General features: G+C 62.0%; 16 protein-coding genes and 1 tRNA gene. 2 read left to right on the forward strand and 15 right to left on the reverse strand.

The annotated features are described in order from the left end of the window. Positions 1-7 precede the first annotated feature (7 nt). The 5 genes from FJ949_RS21175 to FJ949_RS21195 all read right to left on the reverse strand — a co-directional run bounded on the left by FJ949_RS21175 (position 8) and on the right by FJ949_RS21195 (position 6,194). The gene (locus FJ949_RS21175; protein ID WP_140498769.1) at positions 8-220 is read right to left on the reverse strand and encodes a hypothetical protein; all 213 of its coding nucleotides are present in this window, start codon (positions 218-220) and stop codon (positions 8-10) included. 52 nt (positions 221-272) lie between these two features. Beyond that, a complete protein-coding gene (otsB, locus tag FJ949_RS21180) occupies positions 273-1,076 on the reverse strand; it encodes a trehalose-phosphatase (RefSeq protein WP_140498771.1) in 804 nt (267 codons plus the stop codon). Beyond that, positions 1,076-2,845, reverse strand: coding sequence for a trehalose-6-phosphate synthase (locus FJ949_RS21185; RefSeq protein ID WP_140498773.1), 1,770 nt, complete (start codon positions 2,843-2,845; stop codon positions 1,076-1,078). The genes otsB and FJ949_RS21185 overlap by 1 nt, the downstream gene beginning before the upstream one ends. Positions 2,846-2,927: 82 nt before the next feature. After that, positions 2,928-5,090: an amylo-alpha-1,6-glucosidase gene (locus tag FJ949_RS21190; protein ID WP_140498987.1), complete on the reverse strand. Its 2,163-nt coding sequence runs from the start codon at positions 5,088-5,090 to the stop codon at positions 2,928-2,930. A 45-nt stretch (positions 5,091-5,135) separates the two neighbouring features. Then, entirely contained in the window at positions 5,136-6,194 is a 1,059-nt protein-coding gene (locus FJ949_RS21195) for a glycosyltransferase family 4 protein (RefSeq protein ID WP_140498775.1), read from the reverse strand. Positions 6,195-6,361: 167 nt separating this feature from the next. Here FJ949_RS21195 and FJ949_RS21200 point away from each other — a divergent pair, with 167 nt between their 5' ends. Then, a complete protein-coding gene (locus tag FJ949_RS21200) occupies positions 6,362-6,847 on the forward strand; it encodes a hypothetical protein (protein ID WP_140498777.1) in 486 nt (161 codons plus the stop codon). Position 6,848: 1 nt separating this feature from the next. On the opposite strand, the gene FJ949_RS21205 is transcribed toward FJ949_RS21200, so the two are convergent. After that, positions 6,849-6,924: transfer RNA gene (locus FJ949_RS21205), tRNA-Lys, on the reverse strand. A 300-nt stretch (positions 6,925-7,224) separates the two neighbouring features. Here FJ949_RS21205 and FJ949_RS21210 point away from each other — a divergent pair. After that, positions 7,225-7,695, forward strand: a complete 471-nt coding sequence (locus FJ949_RS21210; protein ID WP_140669967.1) for a BA14K family protein — start codon at positions 7,225-7,227, stop codon at positions 7,693-7,695. 99 nt (positions 7,696-7,794) lie between these two features. Here the strand turns inward: FJ949_RS21210 and FJ949_RS21215 are convergent, their stop codons facing one another. The 9 genes from FJ949_RS21215 to glpD all read right to left on the reverse strand — a co-directional run bounded on the left by FJ949_RS21215 (position 7,795) and on the right by glpD (position 17,483). Beyond that, complete coding sequence (locus tag FJ949_RS21215) at positions 7,795-8,262, reverse strand: DUF6882 domain-containing protein (RefSeq protein WP_140498781.1); 468 nt, start codon at positions 8,260-8,262, stop codon at positions 7,795-7,797. Between the two features lie 27 nt (positions 8,263-8,289). Next, positions 8,290-9,783, reverse strand: coding sequence for a glycerol kinase GlpK (gene glpK, locus FJ949_RS21220; RefSeq protein ID WP_140498783.1), 1,494 nt, complete (start codon positions 9,781-9,783; stop codon positions 8,290-8,292). A 93-nt stretch (positions 9,784-9,876) separates the two neighbouring features. Continuing rightward, positions 9,877-11,601 carry an ABC transporter substrate-binding protein gene (locus FJ949_RS21225; protein WP_140498786.1) on the reverse strand — a complete coding sequence of 575 codons (1,725 nt, stop codon included), beginning with the start codon at positions 11,599-11,601 and terminating at the stop codon, positions 9,877-9,879. Positions 11,602-11,683: 82 nt separating this feature from the next. Further along, positions 11,684-11,971: a DUF2160 domain-containing protein gene (locus FJ949_RS21230; RefSeq protein WP_140498788.1), complete on the reverse strand. Its 288-nt coding sequence runs from the start codon at positions 11,969-11,971 to the stop codon at positions 11,684-11,686. Between the two features lie 2 nt (positions 11,972-11,973). Next, positions 11,974-12,894: a carbohydrate ABC transporter permease gene (locus FJ949_RS21235; RefSeq protein ID WP_140498790.1), complete on the reverse strand. Its 921-nt coding sequence runs from the start codon at positions 12,892-12,894 to the stop codon at positions 11,974-11,976. 1 nt (position 12,895) lies between these two features. Further along, the gene (locus FJ949_RS21240) at positions 12,896-13,762 is read right to left on the reverse strand and encodes a sugar ABC transporter permease (RefSeq protein WP_140498792.1); all 867 of its coding nucleotides are present in this window, start codon (positions 13,760-13,762) and stop codon (positions 12,896-12,898) included. Continuing rightward, a complete protein-coding gene (locus FJ949_RS21245) occupies positions 13,763-14,830 on the reverse strand; it encodes an ABC transporter ATP-binding protein (RefSeq protein ID WP_140498794.1) in 1,068 nt (355 codons plus the stop codon). 10 nt (positions 14,831-14,840) lie between these two features. Further along, on the reverse strand, positions 14,841-15,920 hold the full coding sequence (locus tag FJ949_RS21250) for an ABC transporter ATP-binding protein (RefSeq protein ID WP_140498796.1): 1,080 nt from the start codon (positions 15,918-15,920) through the stop codon (positions 14,841-14,843). Between the two features lie 36 nt (positions 15,921-15,956). Beyond that, positions 15,957-17,483 (reverse strand): glycerol-3-phosphate dehydrogenase, encoded by a 1,527-nt coding sequence (glpD, locus tag FJ949_RS21255; RefSeq protein WP_140498798.1) that lies wholly within the window; start codon positions 17,481-17,483, stop codon positions 15,957-15,959. Positions 17,484-17,493: the final 10 nt, after the last annotated feature.

Here is a 17,493-nt window from a genome sequence, read left to right on the forward strand (position 1 = left end):
GCCTCCGTCAGTGGTGATCGCGTTTCTTCTGTTCGGTCTCGGTATAGTCGGGCGTGTTTGCGCCGAACAGGTCCCTCTCGACAGCCTTTCGCCAGACGGCATCGGCGTCTTCAGGACGCGAGGGATCGAAAGTTGTCTCGGTATCTTGCATGCGCCGGCGCGAACGCCGCCGGAGCCACGCAGGCATGATCTCGTGGATGAGGCTGGTGAATTGGATCATTGATCAACTCCTGAAACCCGTTCTTCAAAGGCGCAAAATGCGTTTTGCGGCCTCAACTCTGCCGGACAGTGGCCTGGACCGCCTCCTCAAACCGGCCCGTGCCCGATCGGTCGTGACATAGGGATTCAAGCCAGGCCAGGGTCTCGCCGACATCGGCCAGCGCGTGGCGCGCCACGGTTTTCCCTTGCGGTTTGATGCGGACCGAAATGCCATCCATTTCATTGACGGCTTCGAAGCCGTTCTCATCCGACGTGTCGTCTCCGAGGAATACGGGAATCCGCCCCCGGAAAGCCGGCAACTCGCAGAAACGCCTGATTGCCGCTCCCTTGGCCGCCTCGAGCGGCATCAGTTCCACCCCGGCATTGCCGGCAAGCACCCGATATCCCCGCGGAAGCCGCTCCAGTGCCTGTTCGACCAGTTGCGTCGCCCGTTGCAGCAACTGCGGCGCCGCACGCGTATGAATGGCCAGGATCGGGCCCTTGCGCTCGATATAGACATCCACATTGTCCAGTTCCGCCTCGATTTCCTCGGCAAGCGCGGCAATGTCGGCGGGCTCGTCGGCCGCCTCGACGGGCCCGTCACGGACAAGCCGGTGCTCCAGGCCGTATAGACCCGCAGCCGGCAGGCGCAACGGCTGGAAGAGCTGGTCGACGGCGGAAACGGATCTTCCTGTAATGAAAGCCAGAGCGCCAGCCAGACGCCCGTCCAGCCTTGTCAGCATGCTTCGCAACGCATCGCCGACGACCACGGCGTCGGGATGCGCGGCATGTTCCAGAAGCGTACCGTCAATGTCCAGGAAGAGTGCCCATCGGCCTTCCGGGACGGTCGGCACGGACAGATTTGCCGATCCCGACATCACAGCGCCGCGACCCGTTTGCGATCAAGCAGCGATATCACATTGGCCGCGGCAACAGAGCCCGGCCCGGCAGGGTCGATCGCGATTCGCTTGCGCAAGCGGGCGGCGTCGAGAAGCATGCTGCCCGCCCAGCGATAGACATTGTTGTCGCGGACGATCTCGCGCATGCGCTGCATGCGCTGGCGCTGCTCGGCGGGCACCATGGTCAATGCCTGCAGCAACGCCTCGGCCATCATCGTCGCGTCGTAAGGATTGACGATCAGCGCCTCGAGAAGCTCCTTGGAAGCGCCGGCAAACATGCTGAGCATCAGCACGCCTTGCTCGTCGTCGCGCGCGGCGACAAATTCCTTGGCGACCAGGTTCATTCCGTCGTGCAGGCTGGTCACCATGCAGACATCGGCGGCCCGGTAGATTTCGTAGACCTGCTCCTGGGAATGGTGTTCAGCCACCATCAAGACAGGCGTGTAGCCGTCCCGGCCATAACGCTCGTTGAGCTCCGCCGCGCAACGCAGGCATTCCTCGTGCAGTTGCTGGTAGGCCGGCAAGGTTCCACGGCTTGGTGCCGCGATCTGCAGGAAGGCCACCTGGCCGATCCACTCCGGGTGTTGCTTGAACAGTTCGTCCAATGCATGAAACCGGTCGAGAATGCCTTTCGTATAATCGAGGCGCTCGACGCCGACACAGAGGCTGACATTGTCCGCCAGCCCGAATTTTTCGCGAATGCGCGCGCGGCACTGCGCGATGGCGGGCAATTTCCCGAGTTGAGCCGGCGGCCACTCTATCGAGATCGGATAGGCGTGGACCAGACTGGTCTGGCCGCCATAGGAGATGGCCGAATCCTCGCGCTCGATCCTGCTTTCCAGAAAGCGGTCGACGCTCTCGATGAAGTTGTTGCAGTGGAACTGCGTATGAAAGCCGATGATCGAGCTCCCCAGCAGGCCGTCCAGGATTTTTTCCCGCCAGGGGCAGATGCTGAAGACTTCCGAATTCGGCCACGGAATGTGCCAGAAGGTGATGACGATCGCATCGGGCAGGCGTTCCCGGATCATTCGGGGCAGCAGCGCGAAATGATAATCCTGGACGAGGACGATCGGGCGTTCGTTCCGGGCTTCGGCAACGACGGTATCGGCGAATTTGCGATTGACGGCTTCGTACGTTTCCCAGTCGGACGTGCGGAAGACGGGCCGTGTAAAGGCTATGTGGCACAGGGGCCAAAGACCCTCATTGGCAAAACCCAGATAATAGCCTTGCTGTTCCTCTTCGGTCAGCCAGACACGCCGCAACGTGTAGGACGGGTTCTCGGGTGGGACCTCGATGCGGTCGTTCTGGTCGACGACGAGATGATCCGCCGAGCCGCCGCCATAGGCTATCCAGGTTCCCGCGCAGGCACGGGTGATCGGCTCCAGCGCCGAGACAAGTCCACTGGCCGGCACAACCAGGTCGACATTGTCATCCCTGAGATTGTGAATGTAGGGCTCGCGGTTGGAGACGACGATCACTTGCGCATCCGGCAGTTCCTTCGCCAGGATTTCGCGCAGTGTCGAGGGCGACCAGTTGACGAGCGCCGCGTCGGCGGAATGGCCATTCTTTTCGAACTCCCGCAATACGACGCGAGCCGGTGGAGGCTCAACATTCGCCGGCTCCGACGGGGTCCGGCGGGATCGCAGCGCGGAAATCACCAAGGCAACAAGGGAAACGCAGAGGCTGGCAAGAATGACGAACCATAGAGCGGAGGCAGAGTGGAGGAAGTCAAAATTGTTGTCTGGCATCGATGTGAATTGCTCCGGCCTAGGTCGCGCCTCTCCGCGGGGGAGATGGTGCAACGCACGTCGCCGGTGATGGTTCCGGTTTTTAGCTGCGCACGATCAAAGGCGCCAACCCTTCATGGCGGTCGGCCAGGAACGCGCCCACACGATCTCCTACACGCTGGAACGTCAGGTCGACTGCCGTGCCCGCCACCGCGAGATGGCGGATCACCAGGCTGTCGATGCCGATTGGCAGGCGCGGCCTTGTGACATGGATTTCGCCGGCCCAGCCGTCGATATGGAGGCCTAGACAGGCCTGCATCAACATGAAGGCGGAACCTGCCGACCAGGCCTGCGGCAGGCAAGCGACCGGATACGCGATCGGCGCCTCGCCCGGTGCGCGGGTGAAGCCGCAGAAAAGTTCGGGCAGGCGCATGTTGAAATGAACGGCGGATTCGAACGTCCCGCTCATCAGCCGCACCACATTGTCGCGGATGCCGTATCGCGCAAGGCCTGCCGCGCATATCGCCGTGTCGTGCGGCCAGATGGAGCCATTGTGATACGACATGGGATTGAAGAATATCGCGTCGTCGGCGAGCGTCCTCAATCCCCAGCCGGAGTGGAAAGAAGCCGACAGCAACTGATCGGCGACGATCCGCGCCCGATCCGGATCCGGAAGCCCCACATAGAGCAGATGTCCAGCATTGGACGTGCGCACCTCGCATGGCCGGCCGTCGCCATCGAGCGCCAGCGCGTAATAACCCAGCTCTTCGATCCAGAAATGGCTTTCAACCCGTTGGCGGATCTCTTCGGCCCGCCTTTCCCAGGCTTCCGCCTTTTCTGTCTCGCCTCGCCGGCGAGCCAGTTTCGCCAGCCCCTGGAACGCCGCGAAGACGTAGCCCTGCACCTCGACCAGCGCGATCGGCCCCTTCGGGATACGACCGTCTGCATGAAAGACCGAATCAAAGCTGTCCTTCCATCCCTGGTTGGCGAGGCCTGACTCCGCCGCACGCCGGTAGGTGACGAATCCGGTCGAAGCGCTTGCCGCCTCGATCCATTCGGCGGCTGCACATAGCGACTGCCACAGGCCGTCGATAAAGACCATGTCGCCGGTGCGGTCCGCGTAAGCGCAGGCGAGATGAACGTAGAGCGGGGTGGTGTCGACGCCGCCATAGTAGCGGCCGAACGGCAACTCGCTCAGCGCCGTCATTTCACCTTTGCGCGTTTCATGCATGATCTTGCCGGGCTGAGAGTCGCTGAAGGGCGAGGTTTCGGTCGCCTGATGTTGCGCGAGAAAGGCAAGCACGCCGCGCGCCAGGCCGGGATTGAGCCAGAGCATCTGCAACGCCGAGATCACGCCGTCTCTGCCGAAGGCCGTCGAGAACCACGGAATGCCGGCATAGGGATAAGGGCCGGTCGCAAGTTCGGTGGTGAGCAGCGCCACATCGGCACGGGCGCGCTCCATCCAGTCGTTGAACACCCTGCCCGAACTGTGCAGCGTCGCGCCATGGCGGCGCTTGGCGCGCATGCCGAAACGCGCGCGCGCCGCTGCGGCGCGAAACCGGTCGCGGTCGGGCACATCGGCCATCTCGCTGCCGACCTCGACATACAGTGTCTTGCGGCTGCGTTTGGTGACTGCAATGAAGAAATCCGCCCGGTCGGAGGTCAATTCGTCGGGTTTCTGCGAAAACGATATCGTCGACGTACGCACCACCTTGTCCAGGCCTTCATAGCGAAGCAGAACCGAGTTCTGGTCCATCTCGGCGGTATGGGCGGTGCCTCGTTTGGCGCGTGTCGAGCCACGAACTTCGAACATGTCGCGGAAATCGGCGGCGAAGCGCAGCGAAAGCAGGACGGTCGAATGTTCCTGGCTGTAGTTGGAAAGGGTCAGGCGCTCATACAGCCGGTCCTCCCACAGCAGCCTGACACGCTCGATGTGGATCGCTCCTTGCGGGATGGGACGGCCGCCGGCACTCTCTATAGGCAGATTGGTCAGGTTGGAGGTGAACAGGACATTGTCCTGGCTCAGCGATGCGCCCAGCAACGACGTCGAACGACCGCCCACCGCGAGGCGGAATTCGGAAAGCACGCGCGTGTCGTCGCGGAAGAAGCCGTCGCCCACACCGCGTATGTCGCCATAGGAATCGGCGACGGCGAAGCAGTCGCCATGCTTGAGTGCGAAGAGCCGGTGCGGTTCCCTCGGCGCGGTTTCGTCCAGGGAGGCCAGGGCTATTGCGGGATCAAGCTTGCGCTCGTCAAGTTGGGTGATGGTCAAGAAGACTGTCCCGTGCTTGTTTCTGAACGGGGCACTGTACTAGGAAGCCCTGATTTGTTGAGTGTCGATCGCCTGTGAATAGGTGGCGACATAGTCGCGCGCCATGCGGTCGGCCGAGAACCGTCCTTCGAAAACGGCCCTTAGCCGGCGCCTGTCGAGCTGAAGCAGGGCCGGCATGGTGGCGACGGCATCCTCGAGGGTTTCGACGACGAAGCCGGTCACACCGTGATCGATGATCTCGGGCATGGCGCCGCAGCTCCAAGCCATGACAGGGGTTCCGCAGGCCATCGCCTCGATTACCGCCAGACCAAAAGGCTCGGGCCAGTCGATGGGGAACAGCAAGGCAGCGGCATTGCCGAGAAACCTGCTCTTCTGGTCCTCGCTGATCTCGCCGACATATTCGACGCGATCGCCATCGATCAGCGGCTGGACGACCTCCTCGAAATAGGCCCGGTCGCCGTCGCCCACCTTGGCCGCGAGCTTGAGCCTCAGGCCCGTGCGCCTGGCAATCTCAATCGCCCGGTCCGGCCGCTTGTCGCGCGACATCCTGCCGAGGAACGCCAGATATGTGCCGTCGGAGCCGGCTTCAAAATCCGGCCTATAGAGATCGAGCGGCAGCCCATGATGGATGGTCGCCAACCAGTTGGCGGACGCGAGCCTCGTCCTCTGGCTGCGTGAAATGGAAATCATCGGAAAACGCGGGAACCGCTCATAGGCCTGTGCCAGATCCACATAGTCCAGCCTGCCATGCGGCGTCGTCACCGTGCGCTCCGGCATATGGCGGAAAAACGGGAAATGCAGGAAGTGGCTGAGATGGAAGTGAAGAATGTCGAAATCGTCGGCCTGTCTCCTGACTTCCTCGAGCATCGAAAGATGCGCCGCGATCTCCGACTTCAACGGCCGGGGATCGAGGCGCAGCGCCCGTTCCCGGCACGCGACCAGCCGGGCCGAGGTCCTGGTATCGCCGCTGGCAAACAACGTTACATCGTGGCCGAGCCCGACCAGAGCTTCGGTGAGATAGGAGATGATGCGTTCGGTGCCTCCATAGAGCCTTGGCGGCACGGATTCATACAGCGGCGCGATATGGGCGATCTTCATTGGCCTGCGTTCCCTCAATAAGCTGGTCAAAGGCAAAAATGCATCAGCGGCGCGATCGTTCCTCCGGTATCGGCAGATGCGTCATTTCTCATGTTTGATGTTCTTCCGGGCGGCCCTATCTCTTTAGGTGCTGCTCCTGCGCGCCATGACGACCCGAGGAGGTTCCGATGCAGCAATCAAAGGACATTGCAGCCCGCCGGCTTGACATGATCATCGAACAATATGTCGAAGCTAGAAAACAGCGCTTCGGCTATGTTTCGACGGACCAGGCCGCCAGGGTGATTCACAGAGTCCTGAAACCCACGCCTTCCGACCCCAGCTTTTCGGACCACGAACTCGACGACATGGTCGCGGCCCTCGCCGTCAAGAACGGGTTGGCCGTCGTCTTTGACCGCGGCATCAGAGGATCGGTCGGCGGCACCGAGGCGGAGCTGGACAGAAAGGATCCGACCATGAGAGCACCAGCGGAAGGCCCCGACGTTGCCGGCGCGGTGGACGCGATCCTGATTCAGCAAAAAACCGCCCCGCTTTCGATGAGCGCGATGATCTCCCTGCTGCGCCAACGCACCGGCACCACCCGATCGGACGCGGATCTGGAAGGACTGATCGCCAAAAAAGCCGCTGTCCTGAACGTGCATTTGTCACGGGACTGAGTGGTGAGCGCGTCGGGGTTCGAACCCGAGACCTACTGATTAAAAGTCAGTTGCTCTACCGGCTGAGCTACGCGCTCCCGTGGGCTGGAAACGGCGCCCTCGAAATTGCGCGGAACATAGGGAGAGTGCCTCGACCGGTCAACCGGAAAAAACGGGCCACCAAGCCATGCGTCCCCGCCGTGCCGGCTTTCCCGGCCGGCCGTTTCGGCAAGGACATGCCGAACCTTTGCCAGGCAGGCCAAAGACCCTGTGGCCTCCATCGATCCCAAACCGGAGAAACATTACAAATCAGCAACTTGCCTTTTTTTCCAGGAACAATTCGCGAGCGTGTCCGTTTCCTCCGCCACAAGGGACGTCAACCTCTCAAGGAGAAGATCATGAACAAAGTCCTGTCGGGTTTGCTGGCGACCACACTGTCAGCTTCGTTCGCAGTGGCGGCGGCCATGCCGGTCGAAGCCGCACCGGCCTATGTGCCGCAGCCTGCATCTGTCTCGTCCGATGTCCAGACCGTGCAGTACAGGCCCTGGGAGCGGCGCCGTAACTTCCGCGGCGAGTTTCGCGGCAACCGCAACTTCTACCGCGACAACCGCGGAGCCTACTGGAACGGCCATCGCGGCTACCGTGAATATCGCCCGGGCTATCGCCGTCACGGCGATTTCTGGTTCCCGCTGGCTGCTTTCGCCACTGGCGCGCTGATAACCGGCGCGATCGCCAACAACCGGAACCGCGTCTATGAAGGCAATTCGCATGTGCAGTGGTGCTATGACCGTTACCGTTCCTACCGCGCATCCGACAACACGTTCCAGCCGTATAACGGCCCGCGGCAGCAGTGCATTTCACCCTACTGATGGGCGACAGTGTTCGTCAGAGGGATAGAAAGTCAAAGCCCGTGCCGGAAATGGCGCGGGCTTTCTGTCGTGCGAGGACGGTCCCCGGGCAGGCTGTGATCAGCTGGCCCAATTAATGGTCTTGAAGATATAATAAAGCGCGCCACCTTCACCACGGGGCGATCGGTACGCTCCGACGGCATCGCAAATTCGAACCGTGACGGCCGCCAATTCCCAACCCAGCACTTCCAGCTGATCCCCATCTATCACGTAAGCCTGAGCCAGTTCGTCAATGCCGTTCTTCTCGCCGAAGGACCGAACCAGCTTTGCGTCTCTGAGAAGACTATCGGGCAAATTTGAATTTGCCCACGCCCAGAGCCAGTTCTGTGCCTTGGCATTCGTGGAACCGGCGATCTGGATTTCGGTGATCACCTCGATCGCCCCGTCCTTGGAAAACAAGAGCTTTCCGTTGCTCAAGTCATAGCGCGACCAGTGGCCGATGCGGAATTCTTCCTCCAAGCGCTTATTCTTGGCCTTCAGTTGTTTGATAGCCTCGGCGCGCCAAGCAGAGTACCAGTTTGGCTTCATTTCCCCCTCGCCCAATCTGACTGTTGATTATGACACGCTCAGCGTCCTGCGAACAGCATCGCGCCACCCCGCCAGCTTGGCCGAGCGCGCCGCAGGCTCCATGTCTGGTCTGAAGCGGCGGTCGAGCGCCCATGTCTTGGCGAACTCCCGCGCCTTAGGCCACACGCCCGCCTTCGAGCCGGCGAGCCAGGCGGCACCGAGCGCGGTCGTCTCCAGAATGGTCGGACGGTCGACCGGGGCGTCGAGAATGTCGGCCAGCCGTTGCATGGTCCAGTCGGACGCCACCATGCCGCCGTCGACCCGAAGCACCGTCTTGGCCGCCGTACCTTTCCAATCCTTGCGCATGGCATCGAGCAGGTCGCGGGTCTGGTAGGCCACGGATTCGAGCGCGGCGCGGGCAAACTCCGCCGGCCCCGAATTGCGGGTCAGGCCAAAGATCGCGCCCCGCGCCTCGGCATCCCAGTGGGGCGCGCCGAGCCCGACAAAGGCCGGCACCAGATACACGTCCTGGGTCGGATCGGCCTCGGCCGCCAGCTTGCCGCTCTGTTCGGCCTTGCCGATCACCTTGATGCCGTCGCGCAACCACTGCACGGCGGCGCCGGCGATGAAGATCGATCCTTCCAGCGCATAGGTGGTCTTGCCGTTCAGCCGATAGGCAATCGTGGTCAACAGCCGGTTCTTCGAGCGCACCAGATCGGCACCGGTGTTGAGCAGCGCGAAACAGCCGGTGCCGTAGGTCGATTTCATCATGCCGGGCTCGAAACAGGCCTGGCCGATGGTCGCGGCATGCTGATCGCCGGCAACGCCGAGGATCCTTATCTCGGCGCCAAAGAGATTTTTCTCCGTGATTCCAAAATCATCGGCGCAGTCCTTCACCTCGGGGAGCATCCTTGCCGGGATGTTCAGGATGGCCAGCAACTCGTCGTCCCACGCATTCTTCTCGATGTTGTAGACCAGCGTGCGGGAGGCGTTTGTGGCGTCGGTGGCATGCACCTTGCCGCTGGTCAGGCGCCAGATCAGGAAACTGTCGATGGTGCCGGCCAGCAATTCACCTTTCTCGGCGCGTTTCCTGGCGCCTTTCACCTTGTCCAGGATCCAGGCGATCTTGGTGCCGGAGAAATACGGATCGAGCAGCAGGCCGGTCTTCCTGGTGAAGGTCTTTTCCAATCCCTGCTTCTTCAGCTTCCGGCATAGCGGCGCGGTGCGCCGGTCCTGCCAGACGATGGCGTTGTGGATCGGCTTGCCGGTCGCCCTGTCCCAGATGACGACCGTCTCGCGCTGGTTGGTGATGCCGAGCGCGGCGACGTCCGATGCCTCCCGCCCGGCATTCTTCAATGCGCCCTTCACGGTCGCCACGACGCTGGCCCAGATATCTTCCGGATCATGCTCGACCCAGCCGGAAGCAGGATAGTGCTGGGTGAATTCTTGCTGGCTGCTGCCGACGACTTTCATGTCGCCGTCGAACAGAATCGACCGGCTCGATGTCGTGCCTTGGTCGATTGCCAGGACAAAGCCATTCATTCGCACTTCCTCCGTCACGACACAAAGAAGGGAGACGGCAACGTGCCGCCTCCCTGAATTTTACACGGGCGCGAACGCCCGCATAGGTCAGTCCTACTTCTGCCAGCTCTTGACCAGCTCGTCATAGTTGATGGTCTGGGGCTTCTCCTTCTCGTTCTCGATCTTGAGCTGAGGAGCGAGATTGCCGGCCTTGACCGCGTCGGCATTCCAGTAGGCGAGATCATGTTCCTCGGCGAGCTTCGGCCCGATATCGCCCTGGACGCCGGACCTCTCGATGCGGCCCATGACCTTCTCCTGCTCGGCGCAAAGCGAATCCATCGCTTCCTGCGCACTCTTTGCGCCCGACGAGGCATCGCCGATCGCCTGCCACCACAGCTGTGCCAGCTTCGGATAGTCCGGCACGTTGGTGCCGGTCGGCGACCATTGCACGCGGGCCGGCGAGCGATAGAACTCGATCAGGCCGCCGAGCTTCGGCGCGCGCTCCGTGAAGCTCTTGTCGTGAATGGTGGAGTCGCGGATGAAGGTGAGGCCGACATGGCTCTTCTTCACGTCCACCGTCTTCGAGGTGACGAACTGGGCGTAGAGCCAGGCGGCCTTGGCACGGTCGGTCGGGGTCGACTTCATCAGCGTCCACGAACCGACATCCTGGTAGCCGAGCTTCATGCCGTCCTTCCAGTAGACACCGTGCGGCGACGGAGCCATGCGCCATTTCGGCGTGCCGTCGTCGTTCATGACGGGCAGGCCGGGCTTGACCATGTCGGCGGTGAAGGCCGTGTACCAGAAGATCTGCTGGGCAACATTGCCCTGCGCGGGAACCGGACCGGATTCCGAGAAGGTCATGCCCTGCGCTTCCTGTGGTGCGTAGGCCTTCAGCCAATCGAGATATTTCTGGATCGAGTAGACGGCGGCCGGGCCGTTGGTGTCGCCGCCCCGCGCCGTGCAGGAGCCGACCGGCTGCGATTTCTCGTTGACCTTGATGCCCCATTCGTCGACCGGCAGGCCGTTCGGGATACCCTTGTCGCCATTGCCGGCCATCGACAGCCAGGCATCGGTGAAGCGCCAGCCGAGCGACGGGTCCTTCTTGCCGTAGTCCATGTGCCCATAGACTTTTTTGCCGTCGACGTCGCGGCCGGTGAAGAACTCGGCAATGTCCTCATAGGCCGACCAGTTGACGGGAACGCCGAGATCGTAGCCGTACTTGGCCTTGAAGTCGGCCTTGTTCTTCTCGTCGTTGAACCAGTCGTAGCGGAACCAGTAGAGGTTGGCGAACTGCTGGTCGGGAAGCTGATAGAGCTTCTTGTCCGGAGCGGTGGTGAAGGAGGTGCCGATGAAATCCTTCACATCGAGGTTCGGATTGGTGACATCCTTGCCTTCGCCCGCCATCCAGTCGGTCAGGTTGCGCACCTGCTGGTAACGCCAGTGGGTGCCGATCAGGTCGGAATCGTTGACCCAGCCGTCATAGAGGTTCTGGCCAGTCTGCATCTGGGTCTGGATCTTTTCAACGACGTCGCCTTCCTGGATGACGTCGTGCGTGACCTTGATGCCGGTGATGGCGGTGAAGGCCGGAGCCAGAACCTGCGACTCGTATTGATGCGTCGTCAGCGTTTCCGACACGACCTTGATATCCATGCCGGCGAACGGCTTGGCGGCGTCGACGAACCACTGCATTTCCTTTTCCTGATCGGCGCGCGAAAGCGTCGACAGATCGCCTATCTCCTTGTCAAGAAAGGCTTTTGCCTCGTCCATGCCGGCATAGGCGTTGCCCACGCCGAGCAAGAGGACAAGGGCGGTCGTAGATGTCAATAATTGCCGTCGCATTGTGTTTCCTCCACGTTTGAAAAGACTTCAAGTGCGATCTGGAGAGGCCGCCAACAAGCGGCCGCTCCAACAGTTTCCCCCTCTATACGTAGCGGAAGACGCCGATGGCGTAGACCACGGAGAGAGCGAGAGCCCACCACAGGCTGGGTCCGACAAGACCCAGCCAAGCGAGATGGATGAAGGCGCTGCCAAGCAGCGAAACGAAGAGACGATCGCCGCGCGTCGTCTTGAAACGCAGCACGCCGATGCGCGGATCGCCGCCGGGCGAGGCATATTCCCAGACACCCATGCCGACCAGCAGCAGCGCTATGACGGCGAAGAAGGCGGCCGTCGGCCAGGTCCACGCCATCCAGGAGAAGTCGAGGTTCATGGTCACACCCTCCCCAGGGCGAAGCCCTTGGCGATGTAGTTGCGAACGAACCAGATGACGAGCGCCCCGGGGATCAGCGTCAGCACCCCGGCGGCTGCCAGCAGCCCCCAGTCCATTCCCGACGCCGACACGGTGCGGGTCATGGTAGCGGCGATCGGCTTGGCATCGGTGGTGGTCAGCGTGCGGGCGATGAGCAGTTCCACCCATGAGAACATGAAGCAGAAGAAGCAGGCGACGCCGATGCCGCTGGCGATCAGCGGCATGAATATCTTCACGAAGAAACGCGGAAACGAATAGCCGTCTATGTAGGCCGTTTCGTCGATCTCCTTCGGCACTCCGGACATGAAGCCCTCAAGGATCCACACCGCCAGCGGCACGTTGAACAGGCAGTGTGCCAGCGCCACCGCGATATGCGTATCGATGAGGCCGAATGCCGAATAAAGCTGGAAGAACGGCAGCGCGAACACCGCCGGCGGTGCCATGCGGTTGGTCAACAACCAGAAGAACAGATGCTTGTCCCCGAGGAAGCGGTAGCGTGAGAAGGCGTAAGCCGCCGGCAGCGCCACGGCGACCGAGATCACCATGTTCATCACCACATAGGTGATCGAATTGATGTAGCCCGAATACCAGGACGCATCGGTGAAGATGATGGTGTAGTTGCGCAGCGTCGGCGCATGCGGATAGAGCGTCAGCGAATTGACGATCTCCGCATTGGTCTTGAAGCTCATATTGATGAGCCAGTAGATCGGCAGCAGCAGGACGATGATGTAGAGCGTCGGCACGATCCACCACCAGCGCGATTCCTCGCCACGGCGGCGCATGCGCCTGTCCAGCTCGCTCTGCGACAGCGAACTGGCGAGTCTTTCCGAAGCGGCGGTCCCGTTCACCAGGTTGCGCTCGGTACGTTCGTTGGCGCCGGCCATATCAGCGTTCCGCGTCGTAGTTGGTCATCACGGTGTAGAACACCCACGACAACAACAGGATGATCAGGAAGTAGACCAGCGACATCGCCGCCGCCGGACCGAGGTCGAACTGTCCGAGCGCGGTCTTGACGAGGTCGATCGACAGGAAGGTCGTCGAATTGCCCGGACCGCCGCCGGTGACGACGAAGGGCTCGGTGTAGATCATGAAACTGTCCATGAAACGCAGCAGCACCGCGATCAGAAGCACGCGCTTCATCTTCGGCAACTGGATGTAGCGGAACACCGCCCAGCGCGAGGCGCCATCGATCTTGGCCGCCTGGTAGAAGGCGTCGGGGATCGAGACCAGGCCGGCATAGCAGAGCAGCACGACGAGGCTGGTCCAGTGCCAGACGTCCATGATGATGACGGTGACCCAGGCGTCGAACGGATCCTGCACGTAATTGTAGTCGATGCCGAGCGCGTTGACGTAGTAGCCGAGCAGGCCGATATCGTTGCGGCCGAACACCTGCCAGATCGTGCCGACGACATTCCACGGGATCAAGAGCGGCAGCGCCATCAGCACCAGGCAGACCGGCACGCCCCAGCCCTTTTTGGGCATGTTGAGGGCAATGAAGATGCCGAGCGGCACTTCGATCGCCAGGATGATGAAGGAGAAGATCAGGTTGCGCACCATGGCTTCCCAGAAGCGATCGGAATGCAGCAACTCTTCGAACCATTCGGTCCCCGCCCAGAAGAAGACGTTATTGCCGAACGTGTCCTGTACCGAGTAGTTGACGACGGTCATCAGCGGGATAACGGCCGAGAACGCCACCAGCACGAGCATCGGCAGCACGAGGAACCAGGCCTTGTTGTTCCAGGGCTTTTCCATTTACGCCCCCATCTCGACACGCCAGGAATCGGCATAGATGTTGATGCCGGCTGGGTCGAACCGCACTTTTGGATCGGCGGGAACGGTTTCGTCCTCGCCGATGACGGCCGCGATCTCGCGGCCTTCCAGACTGGCGCGCACGACCTTGTGGCGGCCCACATCCTCGACCTTGCTGACGTGGACGGCCATGCCATCGCGGCCGAGCCTGACATATTCAGGACGGATGCCGAGTTCGACGACGCCGCTTCCGGCCTTCGGCGCGCCTGGCAATTGGATGCGCTGGGAACCAAGCGTCGCTGTCTTGCCATCGATCGCTACCGGCATGACGTTCATGCCGGGCGAGCCGATGAAGTAGCCGACGAAGGTGTGGCGCGGCCGCTCGAACAGCTCGGCCGGCGTGCCGATCTGCACGATGCCGCCATCATACATGACCACCACCTGGTCGGCGAAGGTCAGCGCCTCTGTCTGGTCATGCGTAACATAGACCATGGTGTAGCCGAAGCGGCGGTGAAGCTGCTTCAACTGCGAGCGCAGCACCCACTTCATGTGCGGGTCGATGACGGTCAGCGGCTCGTCGAACAGGATCGCATTGACATCCGAGCGCACCAGTCCGCGGCCGAGCGAGATCTTCTGCTTCTGGTCGGCGGTCAGGCCCCTCGCCTTCTTCCTGGCCCAGTCTGCCAGGTCGATCATGTCGAGCGTCTCGCGCACCTTGCGGTCGACGTCGGCCTCCGGAACGCCGCGGTTGCGCAGCGGGAAAGCCAGGTTGTCGTAGACGGTCATCGTGTCGTAGATGACAGGGAACTGGAACACCTGCGCGATGTTGCGCTCCTGCGTCGACAGTCTCGTGACATCCCTGCCGTTGAACAGCAATTGGCCGTGCGAGGGGTGGAGCAGGCCGGAAATGATGTTGAGCAGCGTGGTCTTGCCGCAGCCGGATGGGCCTAGCAGCGCATAGGCGCCACCGTCCTCGAAAGTGTGGTGCACCTCCCGCAGTGCGAAATCCGCATCGGTACGCGGGTTCGGCAGATATGAGTGCCTGACATGGTTGACGTCGATGCGCGCCATCGTTTTCTCCTCAGGCCGCCAGCTTTGCCGCGGCCACGGCGACGCCGTGTTGGTCGAAAACCATGATGTGGCGCGGGTCGATGAACACTTCGACCGCTTCGTCGGTCTCGAAATCGCGGATGCCATGGGTCAGCATCACCCAGCGCGCGTCGGCGAAATCAAGATGGATGAAGCTTTCCGAGCCGGTGATCTCGGTGATGGTGACCTTTGCCCGCACCGGCACGGCACACGCATCCGGCCGCTCGAGCGACAGATGGTGCGGCTGGAAGCCGATCGTGTAATTGCCGTCGGCAATGCCGACAAGTTCCGGCGGCACCGGCAGCTTGACGCCGCCCTCCAGCAGGAAATCGGGCCCGTTCTTGACCAGCACGATCGTGTTGAGCGGCGGATCGGCGAAGGTCCTGGCCGTCACCAGGTCGACCGGTTTGCGGAACACCTCGATGGTCGGGCCGAACTGGGTGATGCGGCCTTGCGACAGCGTCGCCGTATTGCCGCCGAGCAGCAGCGCCTCGTGCGGTTCGGTCGTGGCATAGACGAAGATGGTACCGGCGGCGGCGAAGATCCTCGGCAGTTCTGCGCGCAATTCCTCGCGCAGCTTGTAGTCGAGATTGGCGAGCGGCTCATCGAGCAGCACCAGGCTTGCATTCTTGACGATGGCGCGCGCCAGTGCGGTGCGCTGTTGCTGGCCACCGGACAGGCTGAGCGGCGTGCGGTCCAAATAGGGCGTCAGCTTGAGCAGGGCAGCGGCTTCCCGCACCTGACTGTCGATCCTGGCCTTCTCGACGCCCGCTACCCGCAATGGCGAAGCGATGTTTTCGTAGACGCTCATCGCGGGGTAGTTGATGAACTGCTGGTAGACCATGGCGATCTTGCGCTTTTGAACAGGCTGTCCGGTGACGTCCTTGCCGTCGAACCAGACCGAGCCGGAAGTCGGCGCGTCGAGGCCGGCCATCAGCCGCATCAGGCTGGTCTTGCCGGACAGCGTCGGCCCGAGCAGCACGTTCAGCGAGCCATGCTGGAGCGTCAGCGACACGTCGCGGATATGCTCCACCGCGCCGACCGTCTTGGTGACGTTCCTCAGTTCCAGCATGATGCCTCCTCCCAGGCCGTGTGCATCAGCAGCCCTTCATTCCGCGGCCGCGACGTGGCGGCGGCTTATGCCGCGCATGAATTCATCCAACGCCGCCGTCTGCTCGCGGCTGAAATGCAGGCCGCGCTTGGTCCGACGCCACAGCACATCTTGCGATGTGACGGCCCATTCGTTCTCGACGAGGTAGCGCACCTCGGCCTCGTAAAGGTCCGCGCCGAAATTGCGGCCGAGGTCGGCATTCGATTTGGCAAGGCCAAGCAACATCTGCGCGCGCGTGCCGTAGAGCCGCGTGAGCCGGCGCGCCAAACGCTGGTCGAGAAAGGGATAGGCGCTCTTCAGCCTCGCCACTTGCGCATCAAAACCGGTCGCCGCGAAATCGCCGCCCGGCAGCGGCGCATTTGCCGTCCACGGCTTGCCGCGCCTGCCGAGAAAGCCTTCGATCTTCTCCAGCATCGATTCCGACAGCCGGCGATAGGTGGTGATCTTGCCGCCGAACGTGTTGACGATCGGGGCTGTGCCCTCGCCGCCATCGGCCTTCAGCACATAGTCGCGTGTCGCCTCCTGCGCCTTCGAAGCGCCATCGTCATAAAGCGGACGCACGGCCGAATAGGTCCAGACGATGTCCGAACGCTTGACGGGTTGAGCGAAGTACTCGCTTGCCGCCGCGCAGAGATAGTCGATCTCGGTGTCGCTGATCTTCACGTCGTGCGGATCGCCGGGATAGTCCTGGTCGGTGGTGCCGATCAGCGTGAACTCGTCCTCGTAAGGAATGGCGAAGATGATGCGGCCATCCTTGTTCTGGAAGAAATAGGCGCGTGGATCGTCGAATTTCTTCGCGATGACGATGTGACTGCCCTGCACGAGGCGGACATTGTGCACATCGTTGAGGCCGACGACGCCGGAAAGCACATGATCGACCCAGGGGCCCGCGGCATTGACCAGCAGCCGCGCCTTGACCTCTTCGGTCTCGCCGGTCCGCAGATTTTCGATCCTGATCGTCCACAGCCCGCCTTCGCGGCGCGCCCCGACCACCTTGGTGCGGGTGCGGATGGTCGCGCCCCGGTCGGCGGCGTCACGCGCGTTCAGCGTCACCAGCCGCGCATCGTTGACCCAGCCGTCGGAATATTCGAAGGCCTTCTTGAACAATGGTTTCAATGGCTTGCCGGCAGGGTCGGTGGCCATGTCCAGGGTTCTGGTCGCCGGCAGCAATTTGCGCCCGCCAATATGATCGTAAAGGAAAAGGCCGAGCCTGATCAGCCAGGCCGGACGCAGGCCCTTGGCATAGGGCAGCACGAAGCGCATCGGCCAGATGATGTGCGGCGCGTTCTTCCACAGCACTTCGCGTTCCATCAGCGCTTCGCGCACCAGGCGGAATTCGTAGAATTCGAGATAACGCAGGCCGCCATGGATCAGCTTGGTCGAGCCTGAGGAGGTTCCGCTGGCGAGATCGTCCATCTCGGCCAGAAATACCGAAAACCCGCGGCCGGCGGCATCACGGGCAATGCCGCAGCCATTGATGCCACCGCCTATGACGAAAATGTCACGGATCGAAGATGCGTCCACCAATTCCTCC

The sequence above is a fragment of the Mesorhizobium sp. B2-4-1 genome, assembly GCF_006442185.1.
Lineage (GTDB): Bacteria > Pseudomonadota > Alphaproteobacteria > Rhizobiales > Rhizobiaceae > Mesorhizobium.